We start from the raw sequence: 16,060 nt of genomic DNA, 5'->3' as shown, positions 1-16,060 counted from the left end.
GGCGCCGTCAGTAGCGTATCCAGCGCGCAGCCCGCGCCGACGACCAACCGGAGGACCTGTGGAGAACGACGAAGCCGTGACGATCGGTGTCATCGGAGGCTCCGGCCTCTACCAGCTGTTCGAGGAGGGCACCGCCGACGAGCTCGACGTCCCGACCCCGTTCGGCCCGACGTCGAGCCCGATCAGCATCGGCACGATGGCCGGACGACGGGTCGCGTTCCTGACCCGCCACGGCCGTGAACACTCCGTCGCCCCGCACCGCATCAACCACCGTGCGAACGTCTGGGCGCTCCGTTCACTCGGCGTCCGCGCGATCGTGTCCTCGAGTGCCGTCGGCGGCCTGCACCCCGACTACGCCCCGGGCACCTTCGTCGTGACGGACCAGCTCATCGACCGCACCTGGGGCCGCGCCGACACGTTCTTCGAGGACGACGTGCAGCACCTGTCCTTCGCCGACCCGTTCGACCCGACGCTCCGCCGTGCGGCGATCGACGCCGTCGCCGGACTCGACGTGCCGTTCCGTCCGACCGGCACGTGCGTCGTCATCCAGGGTCCCCGGTTCTCCACCCGCGCCGAGTCCGTCTGGCTCCGCCAGGCCGGCGGCCACACGATCAACATGACGATGACGCCCGAGGTCCCCCTGGCCGCCGAACTCGGCATCGCCACCGTGAACCTGTCGTTCGTCACCGACGCCGACGCCGGCCTGGCCCCGACCGAGGACGAAGCCGCCGCCGCAGCCGCATCCGCAGCCGCCGCCAGCGGCCCCGACGTCGACGACGCCGGCGCCGTCGTCACCCACGCCCTCGTCATGGAACGCCTCGCCCGCGCCAACGAGGTCATCGTCCGAGCCATCGGCCAGATCGTCGCCGCGATCCCCGCCGACTTCACCCCGCGCGAGCTCGTCCCGACCAGCGCGAGCGCCAGCATCATGCAGACCCAGCCGACCGCCGCCGCCACCACGAAGGCCCAGCCCGCTTCCACCACCACGGGTGCCACCGCATGAGCCGCCTCCTGGTCACCGGCGGCGCCGGCTTCATCGGCTCCGCGATCGTCCGCCGCGCCCTGGCCGACGGCCACGAGGTCCGCGTCCTCGACTCCCTGCGCGACGACGTGCACGGCGACCCCGCCGAGGTCATCCACGCCCACCAGCAGCAGGGCATCGCGTTCGTGCACGGCGACGTCCGCGACCGGGTCGCCCTCGACGCCGCCCTCGACGGCATCGACGTCGTGTGCCACCAGGCCGCGAAGGTCGGCCTCGGCGTGGACTTCCAGGACGCCCCCGACTACGTCTCGTCGAACGACGCCGGAACCGCCCACGTCCTCGCCGGCATGGACCGGCACGACATCGGCCGGCTCGTCGTCGCCAGCTCGATGGTCGTCTACGGCGAGGGCGCGTACACCACCGCCTCCGGCGAACCGACGCGTCCGCCGGCCCGCCGCCGCGAGGACCTCGACGCCGGCCACTTCGACCCGATCGGGCCCGACGGTCAGCCCCTGCTGCCCGGCCTGATCGACGAGTCCGCCGCGCTCGACCCCCGCAACGTGTACGCGCAGACCAAGGTCGCGCAGGAGCACCTCGCCTCGAGCTGGGCCCGCGCCACGGGGGGCCGCGCGATCGCGCTCCGGTACCACAACGTCTACGGACCGGGCATGCCCGCGAACACCCCCTACGCCGGTGTCGCGTCCCTGTTCCGCTCGGCACTGGCCCGCGGCGAGGCACCCCGGGTCTTCGAGGACGGCGCCCAGCGACGCGACTTCGTGCACGTCGACGACGTCGCCGGAGCGAACGCTGCCTCGATCGCGGCGACCGCCGAGCTGCCGTCGGACACGTTCCGCGCGTACAACGTCGGCTCCGGCACCGTGCACACCATCGGCGACATGGCCGCAGCGATCGCCGGACCCGACGGCCCGCAGCCGATCGTCACGGGCGAGTACCGCCTGGGCGACGTCCGCCACGTCACCGCGAGTTCGGCACGCATCGCCGCCGAGCTCGGCTGGCACGCCGAGGTCGACTTCGAGGCCGGCATGCGCGACTTCGCGACGGCACCGCTCCGCAGCGCCGTCCGCTAGCCGGAACGCGTGCGCGAGCGGCGCACCGCTGGCTGTGCCTGAGAGCGCGACCAGCCACCGGACGGGAGGCCCGTGACGGCCCCGCCCCGCGCCTCCCGTCCGCAGTCCCCGCCCCAAGGACCACGCGAGACGCCGTCGTGTCGGCACCACGCCGCCACATTCGGCGGCGTCTCGACGACACGACGGCGTCTTGCGACACCCATTCGCGGACCCACGCGCACACCTGTCCCCCGTTCTGGGGACCGGCCGCGAACCGGACGCGCTGAACGACCAGGACCCGGCAGTTTCCTGTACCCCGCAGCGCGTCGTCGTGTTGTGTCGAGTGCATGCCAGGACAGACCCGTCGATCCGACCGACCGCACCGAATGACGGACATGACTGTCGACGTGATCCTGCCGTGCCTCGACGAGGCGGACGCCCTGCCGAAGGTCATCGCGCGCCTCCCCACGGGTTACCGGGCCATCGTCGTCGACAACGGATCGACCGACGGATCGGCCGACGTCGCCCGCGCCCACGGTGCCCTCGTCGTGACGGAACCCGTCAAGGGCTTCGGTTCGGCCTGTGCCGCCGGGGTCGCCGCGGCGACCGCCGACTTCGTCGCGTTCTGCGACGCCGACGCCTCGATGGACCCCGCCGAGCTCCCGCCCCTGGTCGACCGCGTGGCCAGTGGCCGCGTCGACCTGGCACTCGGCCGTCGCGTCCCGACCGGCCGCGGCGCGTGGGCCCCGCACGCGCGCTTCGCGAACCGCGTCCTCGCCGTCCTCATGCACCGCGCGACCGGCTACCGCCTGCGCGACCTCGGCCCGATGCGCGTGATGCGCCGCGAGGACCTCGTCTCCCTCGACCTGCGCGACCGCCGCAGCGGCTACCCGCTCGAGATGGTCCTGGCCGCGCACGCCGCCGGCTGGCGCGTCGACGAGTCCGACATCGGGTACGCGCAGCGCATCGGCGACAGCAAGGTCACCGGCACGCTCCGCGGCACGATCAACGCGGTGCGGGACATGTCCCGTCTGCTCCGTGCGTACCGCCGGGAGGCCCGTGTCCGGGTCGTCGCGCCGGGACCGCTCCGCCAGGCGGCCGAGTCCACCCCCGTGGTCGAGGAGGCCCGCTCGTGACCGCCACCCCCGCCCACAGCGCTGCGCGCACCGACGTGACCGTCGCGGTCGTCGCGAAGGAGTGCCTGCCCGGCAAGGTGAAGACCCGGCTGACGCCGGCGCTCTCCCCCGAGGGCGCCGCACGCGTCGCGTCCGCGAGCCTCGCCGACACCCTGGCGACCGTCCGCGCACTGCCCGCGGCACGCCGGGTCCTGTTCTTCGACGGCGACGTCGTGCCCGCCGCGGCCGACGGGTTCGAGGTGCTGCACCAGCCCGGTGGCGGCCTGGACGAGCGCCTCGGGTTCCTGTTCGACGCCGTCGACGGTCCGCTGCTGCTCGTCGGCATGGACACCCCGCAGGTGTCCACCGCGGACCTCGCACCGGTGTTCGACGACGCTGCCTGCGATGCCTGGTTCGGCCCGGCCGAGGACGGCGGCTTCTGGTCGCTGTACCTGCGACAGCCCACCGGCGACCTGCTGCGCGGCGTCCCGATGTCGCGCGACGACACCGGAGCCGTGCAGCTCGCACGCCTGACCGACGCCGGACTCGACGTGGGCGTGCTCGGCGAGCTGCTCGACGTCGACACCATGCCGGACGCCGAGCGGGTCGCCGATCTCGCTCCCGACTCCGACTTCACCCGGGCACTCCGTGCCGAGACCGTGGGGAGCACCCGATGACCATGCACGCACCCGTCTCGTTCGGTGCCGGCGGCGGCGAGCCGTACGCCCGTGCCCTGCGCACAGACGGCCACCTGCGCCTCACCGACGCCGACCGTCCCGACGCCGTCACCACGATGGACGTCGGCCGTTGGAGCGCCGCCGCCGACCGCGTCGACCGCTCGCTGCTCGACGACGTCGACGGCGGGGTCATCGACATCGGCTGCGGCCCGGGTCGGATGCTCGTCGCCGCACGGTCCCGGGGCATCCCGGCGCTCGGCGTGGACGTGTCGGCCGAGGCCGTCGCCATCGCGCAGCGCTCCGGCGGCACCGCCCTGCAGGGTTCTGTGTTCGACGCCGTGCCCGACGAGGGCCACTGGGACACCGCGCTGGTGATCGACGGGAACATCGGCATCGGCGGCGACCCCACGGCCCTGCTCGCCCGCTGTCGCGAGATCGTGCGCGCCGGTGGCCGGGTCATCGTCGAGACGAACCCCGAGGTCACGGCCGACCGCGTGTACACCGCCCGGGTGGTCGACGCCGACGGCAACGAGAGCGCCGGGTTCCCGTGGGCCGAGGTCGGCCTCGACGCCCTACACCGGCACGCGGCGGAAGCCGGACTGGTCGCACGGCAGAGCTGGACGGCCGAGGGCCGGAACTTCTGCGAGCTGCTCGCCTGAGGCTCCGACACGCGCTTGTTTTGCACGATACAAGACAAGCGCGTAGAGTGACGGTCATTCAGCCGACGGCGTCGCGGTCGCCGGCTCGGTGACCTGCGGACCTCGGCACGACGACGAGGAGCACCCATGCAGAACCGTCAGAACCCCCTGGGCGGCGCCTACGTGACCGGCCTCGAGACCCGCGCCGAGCTCGGCGCCTTCACCGGCGACGCGACCCGCAGCCCGATCGGCAGCTACACCGGCACCGGCATCGGCCGCGCACTCGGCCGCTTCGTCGACACGCAGTTCCGCCGTCCCGGCACCGCGACGTCCTCGACGCGCACCGTGACCGGCTCGTTCCGCACGGCGACCGGTTCGTTCCGCACGGCCTGAGGCACCTGCCTCCACAGACCGCGAGCGGTCGTCCGCCCCGGGGGTCCCCCCTCAACCCGGGTGGGTCGACCGCTCGCTCGCGTTCCCCCGACCTTCGGTGCACTTCCCCCGAACGCGCCAGGGCGGCCGATGCCAGGATGGACGCATGAACGACCGCGCCGGCACCCCAGCGACCGCAGACGACCTCGTCGACCTCGACGAGCTCCTCGCCGCCTACCACGACCGAGTGCCCGACGTCTCGGTCCCCGAGCAGAAGGTCGTGTTCGGCACGTCCGGACACCGCGGGTCGTCGCTCGACACCGCCTTCAACGACACCCACATCGCCGCCATCACGCAGGCGATCGTCGAGTACCGCCGCGACCAGGGCACCGACGGGCCGCTCTTCATCGGCCGCGACACCCACGCGCTCTCCGCCCCGGCCGAGCAGACCGCCCTGCAGGTCCTCGCTGCCAACGGCGTGCGCGTGCTCGCTGACAGCGAGGACGGCTTCGTGCCGACGCCTGCACTGAGCCACGCGATCATCCGTTACAACCGCGCCGGCAACCCGGACACGGCCGACGGCATCGTCATCACGCCGAGCCACAACCCGCCCCGCGACGGCGGCTTCAAGTACAACCCGCCGCACGGTGGACCCGCCGACAGCGACGCCACCAGCTGGATCGCGAACCGGGCGAACGCGATCATCGAGGGCGGCAACGCCGAGGTGCAGCGCACCGAGGACGCCGAGCCCGAGCGCTACGACTTCCTGAACACGTACGTCGCCGACCTCGAGAACATCATCGACATCGCCGCGATCAAGCGTGCCGGCGTGAAGATCGGCGCCGACCCGCTCGGTGGCGCCTCGCTGCCGTACTGGAACGCCATCCGCGACCACTACGGCCTCGACCTGACCGTCGTGAACCCCGAGGTCGACCCCACGTGGGCGTTCATGACGCTCGACTGGGACGGCAAGATCCGGATGGACCCGTCGAGCCCCTCGGCGATGGCCTCGGTGCTCGCCCGGAAGGACGACTTCGACGTCCTGACCGGCAACGACGCCGACTCCGACCGGCACGGCATCGTCACGCCCGACGGCGGGCTGATGAACCCGAACCACTACCTCGCGGTCGCGATCGAGTACCTCTACGCGCACCGGCCCGAGTGGCGCGACGACGCCGCGATCGGCAAGACGCTGGTGTCGTCGAGCATCATCGACCGCGTCGCCGAGTCCCTGGGCCGTCGCCTGTGGGAGGTCCCGGTCGGCTTCAAGTGGTTCGTCCCCGGCCTGATCGACGGTTCCGTGGCCTTCGGCGGCGAAGAATCGGCAGGTGCGTCGTTCCTGCGCACCGACGGCACCGCGTGGACCACCGACAAGGACGGCATCATCCTGGCGCTCCTGGCGTCCGAGATCGTCGCCGTCACCGGCAAGACCCCCTCGCAGCTCTACGCCGAGCTGACCGAGCGCTTCGGCGCGCCGGTCTACCAGCGCGTCGACGCCGCTGCGTCGAAGGAGCAGAAGGCCCGCCTCGGCAAGCTCGACGGCGACGCCATCACCGCGGACACCCTGGCCGGCGACCCCATCACCGCGAAGCTGTCGAAGGCCCCGGGCAACGACGCAGCCGTCGGTGGCGTGAAGGTCGTCACCGAAAAGGCGTGGTTCGCCGCGCGCCCGTCGGGCACCGAGGACGTCTACAAGATCTACGCGGAGAGCTTCGTCGGGCAGGAGCACCTCGAGCAGGTGCAGCGCGAGGCCAAGGAGATCGTCGACGCAGCACTGGGCGCGTAGCGCCCTCGTCGGACGGGCTGCGGGTCTCGGACACCGCAGCCCGTCCGATGGAGCCGAGCCGGGCCTCCAGGCCGTGTGCCGCCGGGGCGTACCGGGCGTACCGTGACTGCCGATCCACTCAGGAAGCCGTCTCGGTGCGACCGAGCACTTGCGGCAGTTGTAACTTTGCAGGCAGCGCAAAAATCGTTCTGCCAGCGCATCGGTACCCGGGAGACCCTGCTCATGACCCAGACGGCGACCGCACCCGCGGCCCCCACCACGGCGTCCAACGTCGTGATGAACCACCGACAGATCCTGTTGGTGATCTACGGCCTGATGGCCGGCATGTTCCTCGGTGCCCTCGACCAGACGATCGTCGGCACCGCGATCCGCACCATCGGTGACGACCTGCACGGGCTCGACCAGCAGGCCTGGGTCACCACCGGGTACCTGATCGCCTCGACGGTGACGACCCCGATCTACGGCAAGCTCTCCGACATCTTCGGTCGCCGGCCGCTCTTCATCACCGCGATCGGCATCTTCATCGTCGGCTCGTTCGCGGCGTCGTTCTCCACCTCGATGCTCATGCTCGCCGGGTTCCGCGCGCTGCAGGGCCTGGGTGCCGGTGGTCTGATGTCCCTGCCGCTGGCGATCATGGGCGACATGCTCGCCCCACGCGAGCGGGCGAAGTACCAGGGCTACTTCCTGGCGGTCTTCGGCATCTCGTCCGTCATCGGCCCGCTCGTCGGTGGCGTCTTCGCCGGCGCGGACCAGCTGCTGTTCATCGCCGGCTGGCGCTGGGTGTTCCTGATCAACGTGCCGATCGGCATCATCGCCCTGTTCATGGTGCTGACGTTCCTGCACCTGCCGAAGTTCGGCGACCGCGGCAAGCCCCGCATCGACTGGTGGGGCGCGACGCTCGTCATCGTCACGCTCGTGCCGCTGCTGCTCATCGCCGAGCAGGGCCGCGAGTGGGGCTGGGACTCCCCCGCCGCCTTCGCCTGCTACGCCATCGGTGCCCTCGGCCTGATCGCGTTCATCATCGTCGAGCGAGCCATGGGCGATGACGCGATCCTGCCGATGAAGCTGTTCGGATCGCGGGTGTTCTCGATGTCCGCGATCCTGTCGGTGCTCGTCGGCTTCGGCATGTTCGGCGCGATGCTGACGATCCCGCTGTACCTGCAGATCGTCAAGGGCGTGACCCCGACCGAGTCCGGCTTCGCCATGCTGCCGATGGTGCTCGGCCTGATGATCTCGTCGATCGCCTCGGGCCAGATCATCTCGAAGACCGGCAACTACCAGGTCTTCCCGATCACCGGAACGGCGTTCACGGCGATCGGCTTCACGGTCCTGACGTTCCTGACCGCCGACCGGCCGCTGTGGTTCCTGATGCTCGGCATGTTCGGCATCGGGCTCGGACTCGGGCAGCTCATGCAGACGCTGACCCTGGCCGCGCAGAACTCGGTCTCGCCGCGGGACATCGGTGTCGCGACGAGCGCCGCGACGTTCTTCCGCCAGATCGGCGGCACCATGGGTACCGCCGTCCTGCTCTCCGTGCTGTTCACCCTGATGCCGACGAACATCAGCGCCGCGATGCAGAACGAGTCCGACCTGAAGAGCGCGCTCAACGCCGCGATGACACCCTCGGTTGCGAACGCGTCCAAGAACCAGGGCGTGATGGACGAGATCTGGACGAAGATCGTCGACCCGGTGCAGAAGAACGTGCAGGACGGTCTCGACCAGGGCACCGCCCAGGCGAAGCAGGCCGCAGATGCTGCCGTGACCAAGCAGGTGACCGCAGCCGTGCAGCGGCAGGTCGCCGCGGGCAGGGTCCCCGCCGCAGCAGCGGACACGATCATCGCCCAGCAGGTCGACGACGCGAAGCCCGCAGCCGAGCAGCAGGCGCTCGAGACGGCGGCCACGAAGGCGAACGCCTCGGTCGTCGACGGCAAGTTGCAGATCGACTACTCGAACGAGGCGCAGCGGGAGAACGTCGTCGACCAGGTCGCCCCGACGCTCATCAAGCAGCTCAAGAGCGGCGACTCGGCCGCGAGCTCGTCCACCGACTCGGCGACGAGCGACACGTCGTTCCTGAACGGCGCGGACCCCCGGCTCAGCCGTCCGTTCCTGGTCGGGTTCAGCGACTCGGCCGTCCGCGTCTACTACGTCGGCCTCGCGGTGATCCTGATCGCGTTCGTGCTGACGTGGTTCTTCCGGGTGCCGCCGCTCCGCAAGACCTCGGCGCTGCAGGAGCAGGCGGATGCCGCACGGACCGCTGCCGGTGCGGGGTCGGACGGGAGTGCCGCCGCAGCCGCTGCCGCAGCGGCGCCCGGGGCTGGTCCGGTGCCGACGAGGTCATCCTCCGCCGGAGTCCCGACCTCGCCCGACGTGCCGACGTCGCCGGACGTGCAGCCTCGGTCCGCCCGGGCCGCGGGGGCGTCGAACGTCTCGGTGCTGCCGCACGGGGTCGACGACACCCGCGCTCCGCTGCCGAACGCCACGACGCACGGTGCGCACTCGGCGGCTGCGCCGGTCGACGAGCCCCCGACGACGACCGGTGCCATCCGGACCCGGGCTGCCCACGCTGCCCCGGTCGTGGAGCCGGACGTCCCCGGGGCCGGAGCCGACGCGGCGGAGGCGAGCCGGGCCTCCCGGCCGGACGCTGGCGACGCGCACGCGCACGGGCGGCACTCCGCGGAGTAGTCGGCACGGGCACTGGCCTGCTGATGCCGAACGACGAGGTCGCTGTCGTACGACAGCGACCTCGTCGCATCTGCGCGTGTGCAACTGTTGCGGCCGCGCGGAGGCGACACCGCCGATGTCGTGCGACGTCGACATCGTCGCTCGTTGCGGGCGCAACTGCCGTCGCGGACCCGCCCGTCGCGGACCCGCCCGTCGCAGACCCCGCCGGCCTCAGACCGCCGGCGCCGCGTCCCCCGCCGCTGCCGACCCCGCCCCGGCCCCGGCCGCAGCCACCTCGAACGACGCCCCCGGCAACCGCTTCCGCATCACGTCGATCGCCGCAGGGTTGTCGTCCACCAGTACGTACCGCCGCCCCAACGCCTGTGCCACGGCACCCGTGGTCCCGCTGCCCGCGAAGAAGTCGAGCACCCAGTCACCCTCGCGTGAGGACGCCTGCACGATCCGCCGCAACACTCCCTCGGGCTTCTGCGTGGGGTAGCCGGTCTTCTCGCGGCCGGTCGGCGAGACGATCGTGTGCCACCAGACGTCGGTGGGCAGCTTGCCGCGCTCGCGTTTCTCGGGTGTGACGAGCCCCGGCGCCATGTACGGCTCGCGGTCGACGGCCTCGGAGTCGAACCAGTACCGCGACGGGTCCTTCACGTAGACCAGGATCGTGTCGTGCTTGGTGGGCCAGCGCGTCTTGGACTTGGCGCCGAAGTCGTAGGCCCAGACGATCTCGTTCAGGAACGACTCGCGGCCGAACAGCGCGTCGAGCAGCACCTTGGCGTAGTGCGACTCGCGGTAGTCGAGGTGCAGGTACAGCGTGCCGTCGGTGGCGAGCAGCCGCCAGGCCTCGATGAGTCGGGGTTCGAGGAACGACCAGTAGTCCTCGAACCGGTCGTCGAAGCGCATCAGGTCGCCGCGCACCCGCTCGTAGGTCCGGCCGTGGAACCCCATCACGGGGCCGTCGGCCTTCGGCACGGCGGAGGTCGCGTGCCGACGCTGGTACCGGCCGGTGTTGAACGGCGGGTCCAGGTACACCAGCGTGAAGGAGCCGTCCGGGTACGCGGGGACCACGTCGAGGGCGTCGCCGAGGACGACGCGGTCCGGCCCTCGGTCGTCTCCCCTGCGCACGGACCCATTGTCGCGCACCGAGCGAGCACGCACCGCACGCCCAGGCCTCGGCGTACGGTCGAGTGCATGGCAGCAGCACCCGAGGTCCGCAATGACACCGACAAGCAGCAGTACTCCCTGATCGAGGACGGCGAGGTCATCGGCCTCGCGGCGTACGAGGTCGACGGCGACGAGATCCGCTTCGTGCACACCGAGGTCGATCCCGAGCACCGCGGTGGTGGGCACGCGTCGATCCTGGTGCAGCACGCCCTCGACGACGTGCGTGCGAGTTCGTCACGCCGGGTCGTCGCGCAGTGCAGCTACGTCCACGCGTGGATCGAGCGGCACCCGGACTACCAGGAGCTCACCACCCGCTGAGCGAGCGACGCGCACACGAGCGCGGCGCCCGTCAGCTCAGTACGACCGGTCGTGCGTCCCCGCGCGGGCCTCGTGCCGCCCGGCGCTCCGCACCGTCGGCACCTGGATGAGCACGCTGCCGCTGAGCAGGTCGTGGTCGTGGTCCGCCGGTGACGGTGCTTGTTTCGGCAGGCGCGCCTGCCGTTCGTACTCGGCTTGCGTCTCGTGCCGGGTCGGTGCGAACACCTCGTCCAGCATCCCGCCCATGCCTCCGGATCCGCCGCTCCGCTGGGACTTGTTCGACAGGTCGATCCACCCCATGCGATCGGCGATCCACACCACGACGGCCACGGCGGCCACCGCCCCCAGGAAGATCAACCAGTTCACGGCAGCGACGCTACGTGGACCGCGCGGCGAGCGGATCAGCCGCGCGGGGGATTCTCATCATCCACACGTCTGGTTCATGAGGTCGAGGCGCAGACTCGAAGCAGCGGCGGCCGGGACGTCCCCCCTCAGCTCCGGCCGTCGCGTCACCGTCGACCGAGCAGGGCTCACGGCACCCGCTCGAGCCACTCCTTCGTCGCGAACTTCGTCCGCACCAGCTCCTGCGCCCGCTCTCGCTCGGCCTCGGTCACGTGCCCCTCGGTCGCCCCGTACAGGCGGGTGAAGGTACCGATCAGCCGCTCGATGATCTCGGCGCGGGACAGCCCCGTCTGCGAGCGGAGCGGGTCGACGCGCTTCGCAGCACTGGTGGTGCCCTTGTCGCTCATCTTCTCGCGCCCGATGCGCAGCACCTGGACCATCTTCTCGCCGTCCATGTCGTAGCTCATGGTGGCGTGGTGCAGCAGCGACCCGGTGCCGAGGCGCTTCTGTGCGGCCCCGCCGATCTTGCCCTTGGTCGAGGTGATGTCGTTGAGCGGCTGGTAGTAGGCCTCGATGCCGAGGGACTTGAGCGCCTCGATCACCCACTCGTCGAGGAACGCGTACGAGTCGGCGAAGGTCATGCCCTGCACCAGGTCGGACGGCACGTACAGCGAGTAGGAGATGACGGCGCCGGCGTCCATGAACATCGCGCCGCCGCCGGAGATGCGTCGGACCACCTGCACGCCGTACTTCTCGGCGCCGGCGGGGTCGACCTCGTTCTTGAGCGACTGGAACGAGCCGATCACGACGGCCGGCTGGTCCCACTCCCAGATGCGCAGCGTGGGACCGCGACGGCCGGCACCGACCTCTTCGGTCAGCACCTGGTCGAGCGCGAGGTGCTCGTTCGGGCTGATCGGCCCCTCGTGCACGATCTGCCAGTCGTGGTCGCGCCAGGTCGAGGCCCGCGACAGTGCGCGGCGCACCGCGACGCCGACGGACTCGGGCGTGAAGCCGAGCAGCACCGCATCGGTCGGCAGGGCCGCCCGCACGGCCGCGGCGACGCCAGCAGCGTCGGTGGTGACGGGGAGCCCGTTCACGGCCGCGTCGATGAGCGGCAGTGCGTCGTCGGGTTCCAGGAAGAAGTCACCCGCCAGGCGGAACTGCTGGATCGTGCCGTCGACGACCTCGAGGTCGACGACGACCAGCTTGCCTCCGGGGACCTTGTACTCACCGTGCATGCCGCAACCCTATTCCGGACGGCCGACGGCTCGGCAGTGGGCCTTCCTGGTGACGGCCTGGAGGCGCGTGGCGGCGCCGCCACGGGCCTCCAGTCCGTCGCCGGTCGCGTCGCAGGACGCGGCGAGCGCCGTCAGCGCGCCGTCACCCGGTCGAGCCACGCGACCAGGTCGCCGATGACCTCGGCGCGGTTCGTCTCGTTGTAGACCTCATGGCGCGCGCCCTCGTACACCTGCACGGTCACGTCGGACAGTCGTCCGCGTCGGCGGTACGCCTGCGCCAGACGCTCGATCGAGCGCGGACCCCCGAGGGTGTCGTCGGAGCCGACCTGCAGCAGCATCGGCAGGTCGTGCGGGATCCCCCGCCGCGGCACACCGAGCAGCCGGAGAGTGTCGGCGAGCCCGAACAGCCCGATGACGTCGGCCTCGACCGCCAGGGGGTCGAGCGCCATCGCGTCGATGATCTTCCGGTCGCGGGTGAGCCACTCGTACTTGGTGGGCCCGGACCCCGCGTGCCGGGCGTTGAGGTCGCCGCTGTTCATCCAGCCGGGCAGCCGGTAGGCGCTCGCGGACAGGACGACGCCGTCGTAGCGGTCCGACGAGGTGTTCACGATCCGCTGGGCCATCAGCGACCCCCACGAGTGCCCGAGCAGCACGAGCGGCAGCCCGGGTTCGTCGGCCCGCGCGACCGCGCTCATCTGCTCCACCGCGGCGATCGCCGCGCGCAGACCGCCGGGGCCGAGCCGACCGAGCTTGGCGTGGTCGCCGTCCCACTGGGTCAGGCCGGTGCGACCGTGCCCGCGGTGGTCGTTGGCGTGCACGGTGTAGCCGGCGCGCACCAGGTCCTGCGCGAGCGGTTCGTACCGGAGCCCGTGTTCCCCGACCCCGTGCGCGATCTGCACGACACCCTTCGGCCGCGCCGCACGCCAGGTCGAGTAGACGATCTCGACGCCGTGGGCGTCGGTGAACGAGGCGTCGCCGCGAGCGGCGGAGAAAGTCGGCACACCCGCATCCTTCCAGACACTGCCATCCTCGCAGACGCGCTCCATCACGGACCTGTTCACCCGGCGTTCACGCAGGGGGTTCCAGGCGGGCCTAGCGTCCTGCGCATGGACGTCATCGTCATCGTCACGCTGGTGATCGTCGTGGCCCTCGTGTTCGACTTCACGAACGGCTTCCACGACACCGCGAACGCCATGGCCACGTCGGTCGCCACGGGAGCGCTCAAGCCCCGGACCGCCGTGCTCATCTCCGCCGTGCTCAACGTGGTCGGCGCGTTCCTGTCCACCGAGGTCGCCAAGACCGTCTCGCAGGGCATCATCCGTGAGGGGCAGGACGGCATCCACATCTCGCCCACGATGATCTTCGCGGGGCTCGTCGGCGCGGTGCTCTGGAACCTGGCGACCTGGTACCTCGGGCTGCCGTCGTCGTCCACCCACGCGCTGTTCGGTGGGCTCATCGGCGCCTCGATCATCGGGGCGGGGCTGAACTCGATCAGCTGGGCGACGGTGGTGTCGAAGGTCGTGCTGCCGGCGCTGCTCTCCCCGGTCATCGCCGGGGTGATCGCCCTGGTCGCGACGTACCTGGCGTACGTGCTCACGAAGAACGCGACGACGCACGGTGCGGCGACGGGGTTCCGGCACGGGCAGACGATCTCGGCGTCGCTGGTGTCGCTCGCACACGGCACGAACGACGCGCAGAAGACGATGGGCGTCATCACGCTGACCCTCATCGCCGCGAACTACCAGGCCGCCGGCACCGGTCCGGCGCTCTGGGTGATCCTGGCCTGCGGGCTCGCGATCGGCCTGGGCACCTACATGGGCGGCTGGCGGATCATGCAGACGGTCGGCAAGAAGATCTCCGACGTGCAGTCGCCGCAGGGCTTCGCCGCCGAGACGAGCTCCGCCGCCACGATCCTCATCTCGTCGCACCTGGGCTTCGCGCTCTCGACGACCCACGTTACGAGCGGCGCGGTCGTCGGTTCGGGGCTCGGCAAGAAGCTCGCCGACGTGCACTGGTCGGTCGTCGGCCGCATCGTCATCGCGTGGGTGATCACGCTGCCCGCCGCTGCGGTGGTCGGGGCGCTCGCGACCTGGCTCGCGTCGACCTCGGCCTTCGGGCTGGTGCTCGTCGCGGTCCTCGCCCTGGCCGGCGGGCTCACCTTCTACGTCCTCGCCAAGCGCAAGCCGATCTCGCACGAGGACATCACGACCGAGTCCGGTCCGGCCGAGCAGGCCGAGCCGCAGCCGACCGGCGCAGCGAACTGAGGGGAACGACGATGGACATCGACTTCACCGCGATCGGCACGGTCGCCGGCGTCGGCTTCGTGGCCGCCGTGGGCCTGGTGCTCGTGTACACGCTCGGCCTGCGGCTGCTCGGGACGGGACAGCCGGACGACGCGGGCGGCGAGCGCACGCAGTACTCCGACGAGACCCCGCGCTCCGGGCACACCCCGCCGGCGGCACTCGCCGGAGCCGTGCTGTGCTTCGCGCTGTGCATCGCTGCCGTGCTGGCCGGCATCTGGCTCACGATCCCCCAGTTCCACTGAGGACGTTCCTTCCCAGAACACCCGCGATGGCTGGTGGTATCGGGCGTACCTGGTCAGGACTTCCGACCAGGTACGCCCGATTCCGCCAGGTACGCCCGGAACGCCCCGCCGCGCTCTGCCCCGCCTGGGATGATCGAACGGTGACAACCCACCACCTCGACGCCACGGTCGACTCCGCCGTCGACGTCTTCACCGCCGAACGCCAGCCGGTCCTGACCGTCGAACCGGGCGACACGGTGACCGTCCGCACCCTGAGCGCCGCGGGCTACACGGAACGCCAGCCGGGCCCGGGCCTGGACGCCCCGACCCTGATCGACCCGCGCCGGGGCCACTGCCTGGTCGGGCCGATCGCCGTCGCGGGAGCACGTCCGGGGATGGTCCTGGCGGTGCACTTCGACGACCTCGTGCCCGACGACTGGGGCTACACGGCCTCGGGCGGGGTCGACTCCCCGGTGAACCGCGCACTCGGCCTGACCGATCCGGCGTCGCGCGGCCCGCTGCTCTGGGACATCGACGTGTCCGCAGGAGTCGCCGTGAACCAGCTCGGCCTCGGGGTACGGACCGCACCGTTCCTCGGCGTCGTCGGTGTCCCACCCGAGCCCACCGGGGAACACTCGACGATCCCGCCCCGCACGGTCGGCGGCGGCAACGTCGACTGCCGTGAGCTGATCGCCGGCTCCACCCTGTACCTGCCGGTGACGGTGCCGGACGCGCTGCTCCACGTCGGCGACGGGCACGCAGCCCAGGGCGACGGCGAGGTCTCCGGAACGGCGGTCGAGTGCGGCATGACCACGACGATGACCCTGACGCTCCTCGATGCGGCCCCGGTCGAGGGCGTGCACGCCGACACCCCCGCCGGACGCATCACCTTCGGCTTCGACGCCGACCTCAACGTCGCGACGGCCACGGCGCTCGACCGGATGGTCGACTGGATCGCCGGGCTGCACGGCATCGGCCGCGCCGAGGCCCTCGCGATGGCGAGCGTGGCGGTGAGCATGCGCATCACGCAGGTCGCGAACCGCACGTGGGGCGTCCACGCCCTGCTCCCGCACGACGCGATCCTGACGGACGCGCGGCTCTGAAGGCCGGGAGGCCCGCCCAGCGCGAGCCGACCGGCGCACGCAGGGCGGGCCTCCCGTCCGACGT

The 16,060-nt window shown here is 71.5% G+C and carries 16 protein-coding genes; 12 read left to right on the top strand and 4 right to left on the bottom strand.

What is annotated here, in order from left to right:
• Positions 1-58: 58 nt before the first annotated feature.
• The 8 genes from QRN49_RS10450 (at position 59) to QRN49_RS10415 (ending at position 9,319) form a co-directional block, all read left to right on the top strand.
• On the top strand, positions 59-1,003 hold the full coding sequence (locus tag QRN49_RS10450) for an MTAP family purine nucleoside phosphorylase (RefSeq protein WP_284755616.1): 945 nt from the start codon (positions 59-61) through the stop codon (positions 1,001-1,003).
• Complete coding sequence (locus QRN49_RS10445) at positions 1,000-2,070, top strand: NAD-dependent epimerase/dehydratase family protein (protein WP_259475556.1); 1,071 nt, start codon at positions 1,000-1,002, stop codon at positions 2,068-2,070. Before QRN49_RS10450 ends, QRN49_RS10445 begins: the two co-directional genes overlap by 4 nt.
• Before the next feature lie 365 nt (positions 2,071-2,435).
• Complete coding sequence (locus tag QRN49_RS10440) at positions 2,436-3,185, top strand: glycosyltransferase family 2 protein (protein WP_027465082.1); 750 nt, start codon at positions 2,436-2,438, stop codon at positions 3,183-3,185.
• Positions 3,182-3,841 (top strand): TIGR04282 family arsenosugar biosynthesis glycosyltransferase, encoded by a 660-nt coding sequence (locus tag QRN49_RS10435; protein ID WP_209080270.1) that lies wholly within the window; start codon positions 3,182-3,184, stop codon positions 3,839-3,841. Before QRN49_RS10440 ends, QRN49_RS10435 begins: the two co-directional genes overlap by 4 nt.
• Entirely contained in the window at positions 3,838-4,500 is a 663-nt protein-coding gene (locus tag QRN49_RS10430; RefSeq protein WP_071406012.1) for a class I SAM-dependent methyltransferase, read from the top strand. Before QRN49_RS10435 ends, QRN49_RS10430 begins: the two co-directional genes overlap by 4 nt.
• A 126-nt stretch (positions 4,501-4,626) precedes the next feature.
• Positions 4,627-4,872 (top strand): hypothetical protein, encoded by a 246-nt coding sequence (locus QRN49_RS10425; RefSeq protein WP_128781611.1) that lies wholly within the window; start codon positions 4,627-4,629, stop codon positions 4,870-4,872.
• Positions 4,873-5,017: 145 nt separating this feature from the next.
• On the top strand, positions 5,018-6,637 hold the full coding sequence (gene pgm, locus QRN49_RS10420) for a phosphoglucomutase (alpha-D-glucose-1,6-bisphosphate-dependent) (RefSeq protein WP_209080272.1): 1,620 nt from the start codon (positions 5,018-5,020) through the stop codon (positions 6,635-6,637).
• A gap of 222 nt (positions 6,638-6,859) precedes the next feature.
• Positions 6,860-9,319 (top strand): MDR family MFS transporter, encoded by a 2,460-nt coding sequence (locus QRN49_RS10415; RefSeq protein ID WP_284755610.1) that lies wholly within the window; start codon positions 6,860-6,862, stop codon positions 9,317-9,319.
• Positions 9,320-9,529: 210 nt separating this feature from the next.
• Here QRN49_RS10415 and QRN49_RS10410 read toward each other — a convergent pair whose 3' ends face one another.
• Complete coding sequence (locus QRN49_RS10410) at positions 9,530-10,432, bottom strand: DNA-methyltransferase (RefSeq protein ID WP_284755608.1); 903 nt, start codon at positions 10,430-10,432, stop codon at positions 9,530-9,532.
• 66 nt (positions 10,433-10,498) lie between these two features.
• On the opposite strand from QRN49_RS10410, the gene QRN49_RS10405 reads away from it, so the two are divergent.
• Complete coding sequence (locus tag QRN49_RS10405; protein ID WP_111123834.1) at positions 10,499-10,789, top strand: GNAT family N-acetyltransferase; 291 nt, start codon at positions 10,499-10,501, stop codon at positions 10,787-10,789.
• A gap of 36 nt (positions 10,790-10,825) precedes the next feature.
• Here the strand turns inward: QRN49_RS10405 and QRN49_RS10400 are convergent, their stop codons facing one another.
• From QRN49_RS10400 to QRN49_RS10390, 3 genes are all read right to left on the bottom strand, one after another.
• Positions 10,826-11,155: a hypothetical protein gene (locus QRN49_RS10400; protein WP_071406016.1), complete on the bottom strand. Its 330-nt coding sequence runs from the start codon at positions 11,153-11,155 to the stop codon at positions 10,826-10,828.
• Between the two features lie 164 nt (positions 11,156-11,319).
• Complete coding sequence (lplAB, locus tag QRN49_RS10395; RefSeq protein ID WP_110864354.1) at positions 11,320-12,369, bottom strand: lipoate-protein ligase LplAB; 1,050 nt, start codon at positions 12,367-12,369, stop codon at positions 11,320-11,322.
• A gap of 131 nt (positions 12,370-12,500) precedes the next feature.
• The gene (locus tag QRN49_RS10390; protein ID WP_181438242.1) at positions 12,501-13,370 is read right to left on the bottom strand and encodes an alpha/beta hydrolase; all 870 of its coding nucleotides are present in this window, start codon (positions 13,368-13,370) and stop codon (positions 12,501-12,503) included.
• A gap of 105 nt (positions 13,371-13,475) precedes the next feature.
• On the opposite strand from QRN49_RS10390, the gene QRN49_RS10385 reads away from it, so the two are divergent.
• The 3 genes from QRN49_RS10385 to QRN49_RS10375 all read left to right on the top strand — a co-directional run bounded on the left by QRN49_RS10385 (position 13,476) and on the right by QRN49_RS10375 (position 15,996).
• Positions 13,476-14,633 (top strand): inorganic phosphate transporter, encoded by a 1,158-nt coding sequence (locus QRN49_RS10385; protein WP_111046699.1) that lies wholly within the window; start codon positions 13,476-13,478, stop codon positions 14,631-14,633.
• A gap of 11 nt (positions 14,634-14,644) precedes the next feature.
• Complete coding sequence (locus QRN49_RS10380; protein ID WP_071248265.1) at positions 14,645-14,914, top strand: hypothetical protein; 270 nt, start codon at positions 14,645-14,647, stop codon at positions 14,912-14,914.
• Between the two features lie 140 nt (positions 14,915-15,054).
• Positions 15,055-15,996: an acetamidase/formamidase family protein gene (locus QRN49_RS10375; RefSeq protein ID WP_284755603.1), complete on the top strand. Its 942-nt coding sequence runs from the start codon at positions 15,055-15,057 to the stop codon at positions 15,994-15,996.
• The last annotated feature ends 64 nt before the right edge of the window (positions 15,997-16,060 follow it).

The organism is Curtobacterium sp. ME-Dv--P-122a (genome assembly GCF_030209645.1).
Taxonomy (GTDB): Bacteria; Actinomycetota; Actinomycetes; order Actinomycetales; family Microbacteriaceae; genus Curtobacterium; species Curtobacterium flaccumfaciens.
Note: the sequence above shows the minus strand (reverse complement) of the source record. Positions and strands in the feature narration are given on the sequence as shown.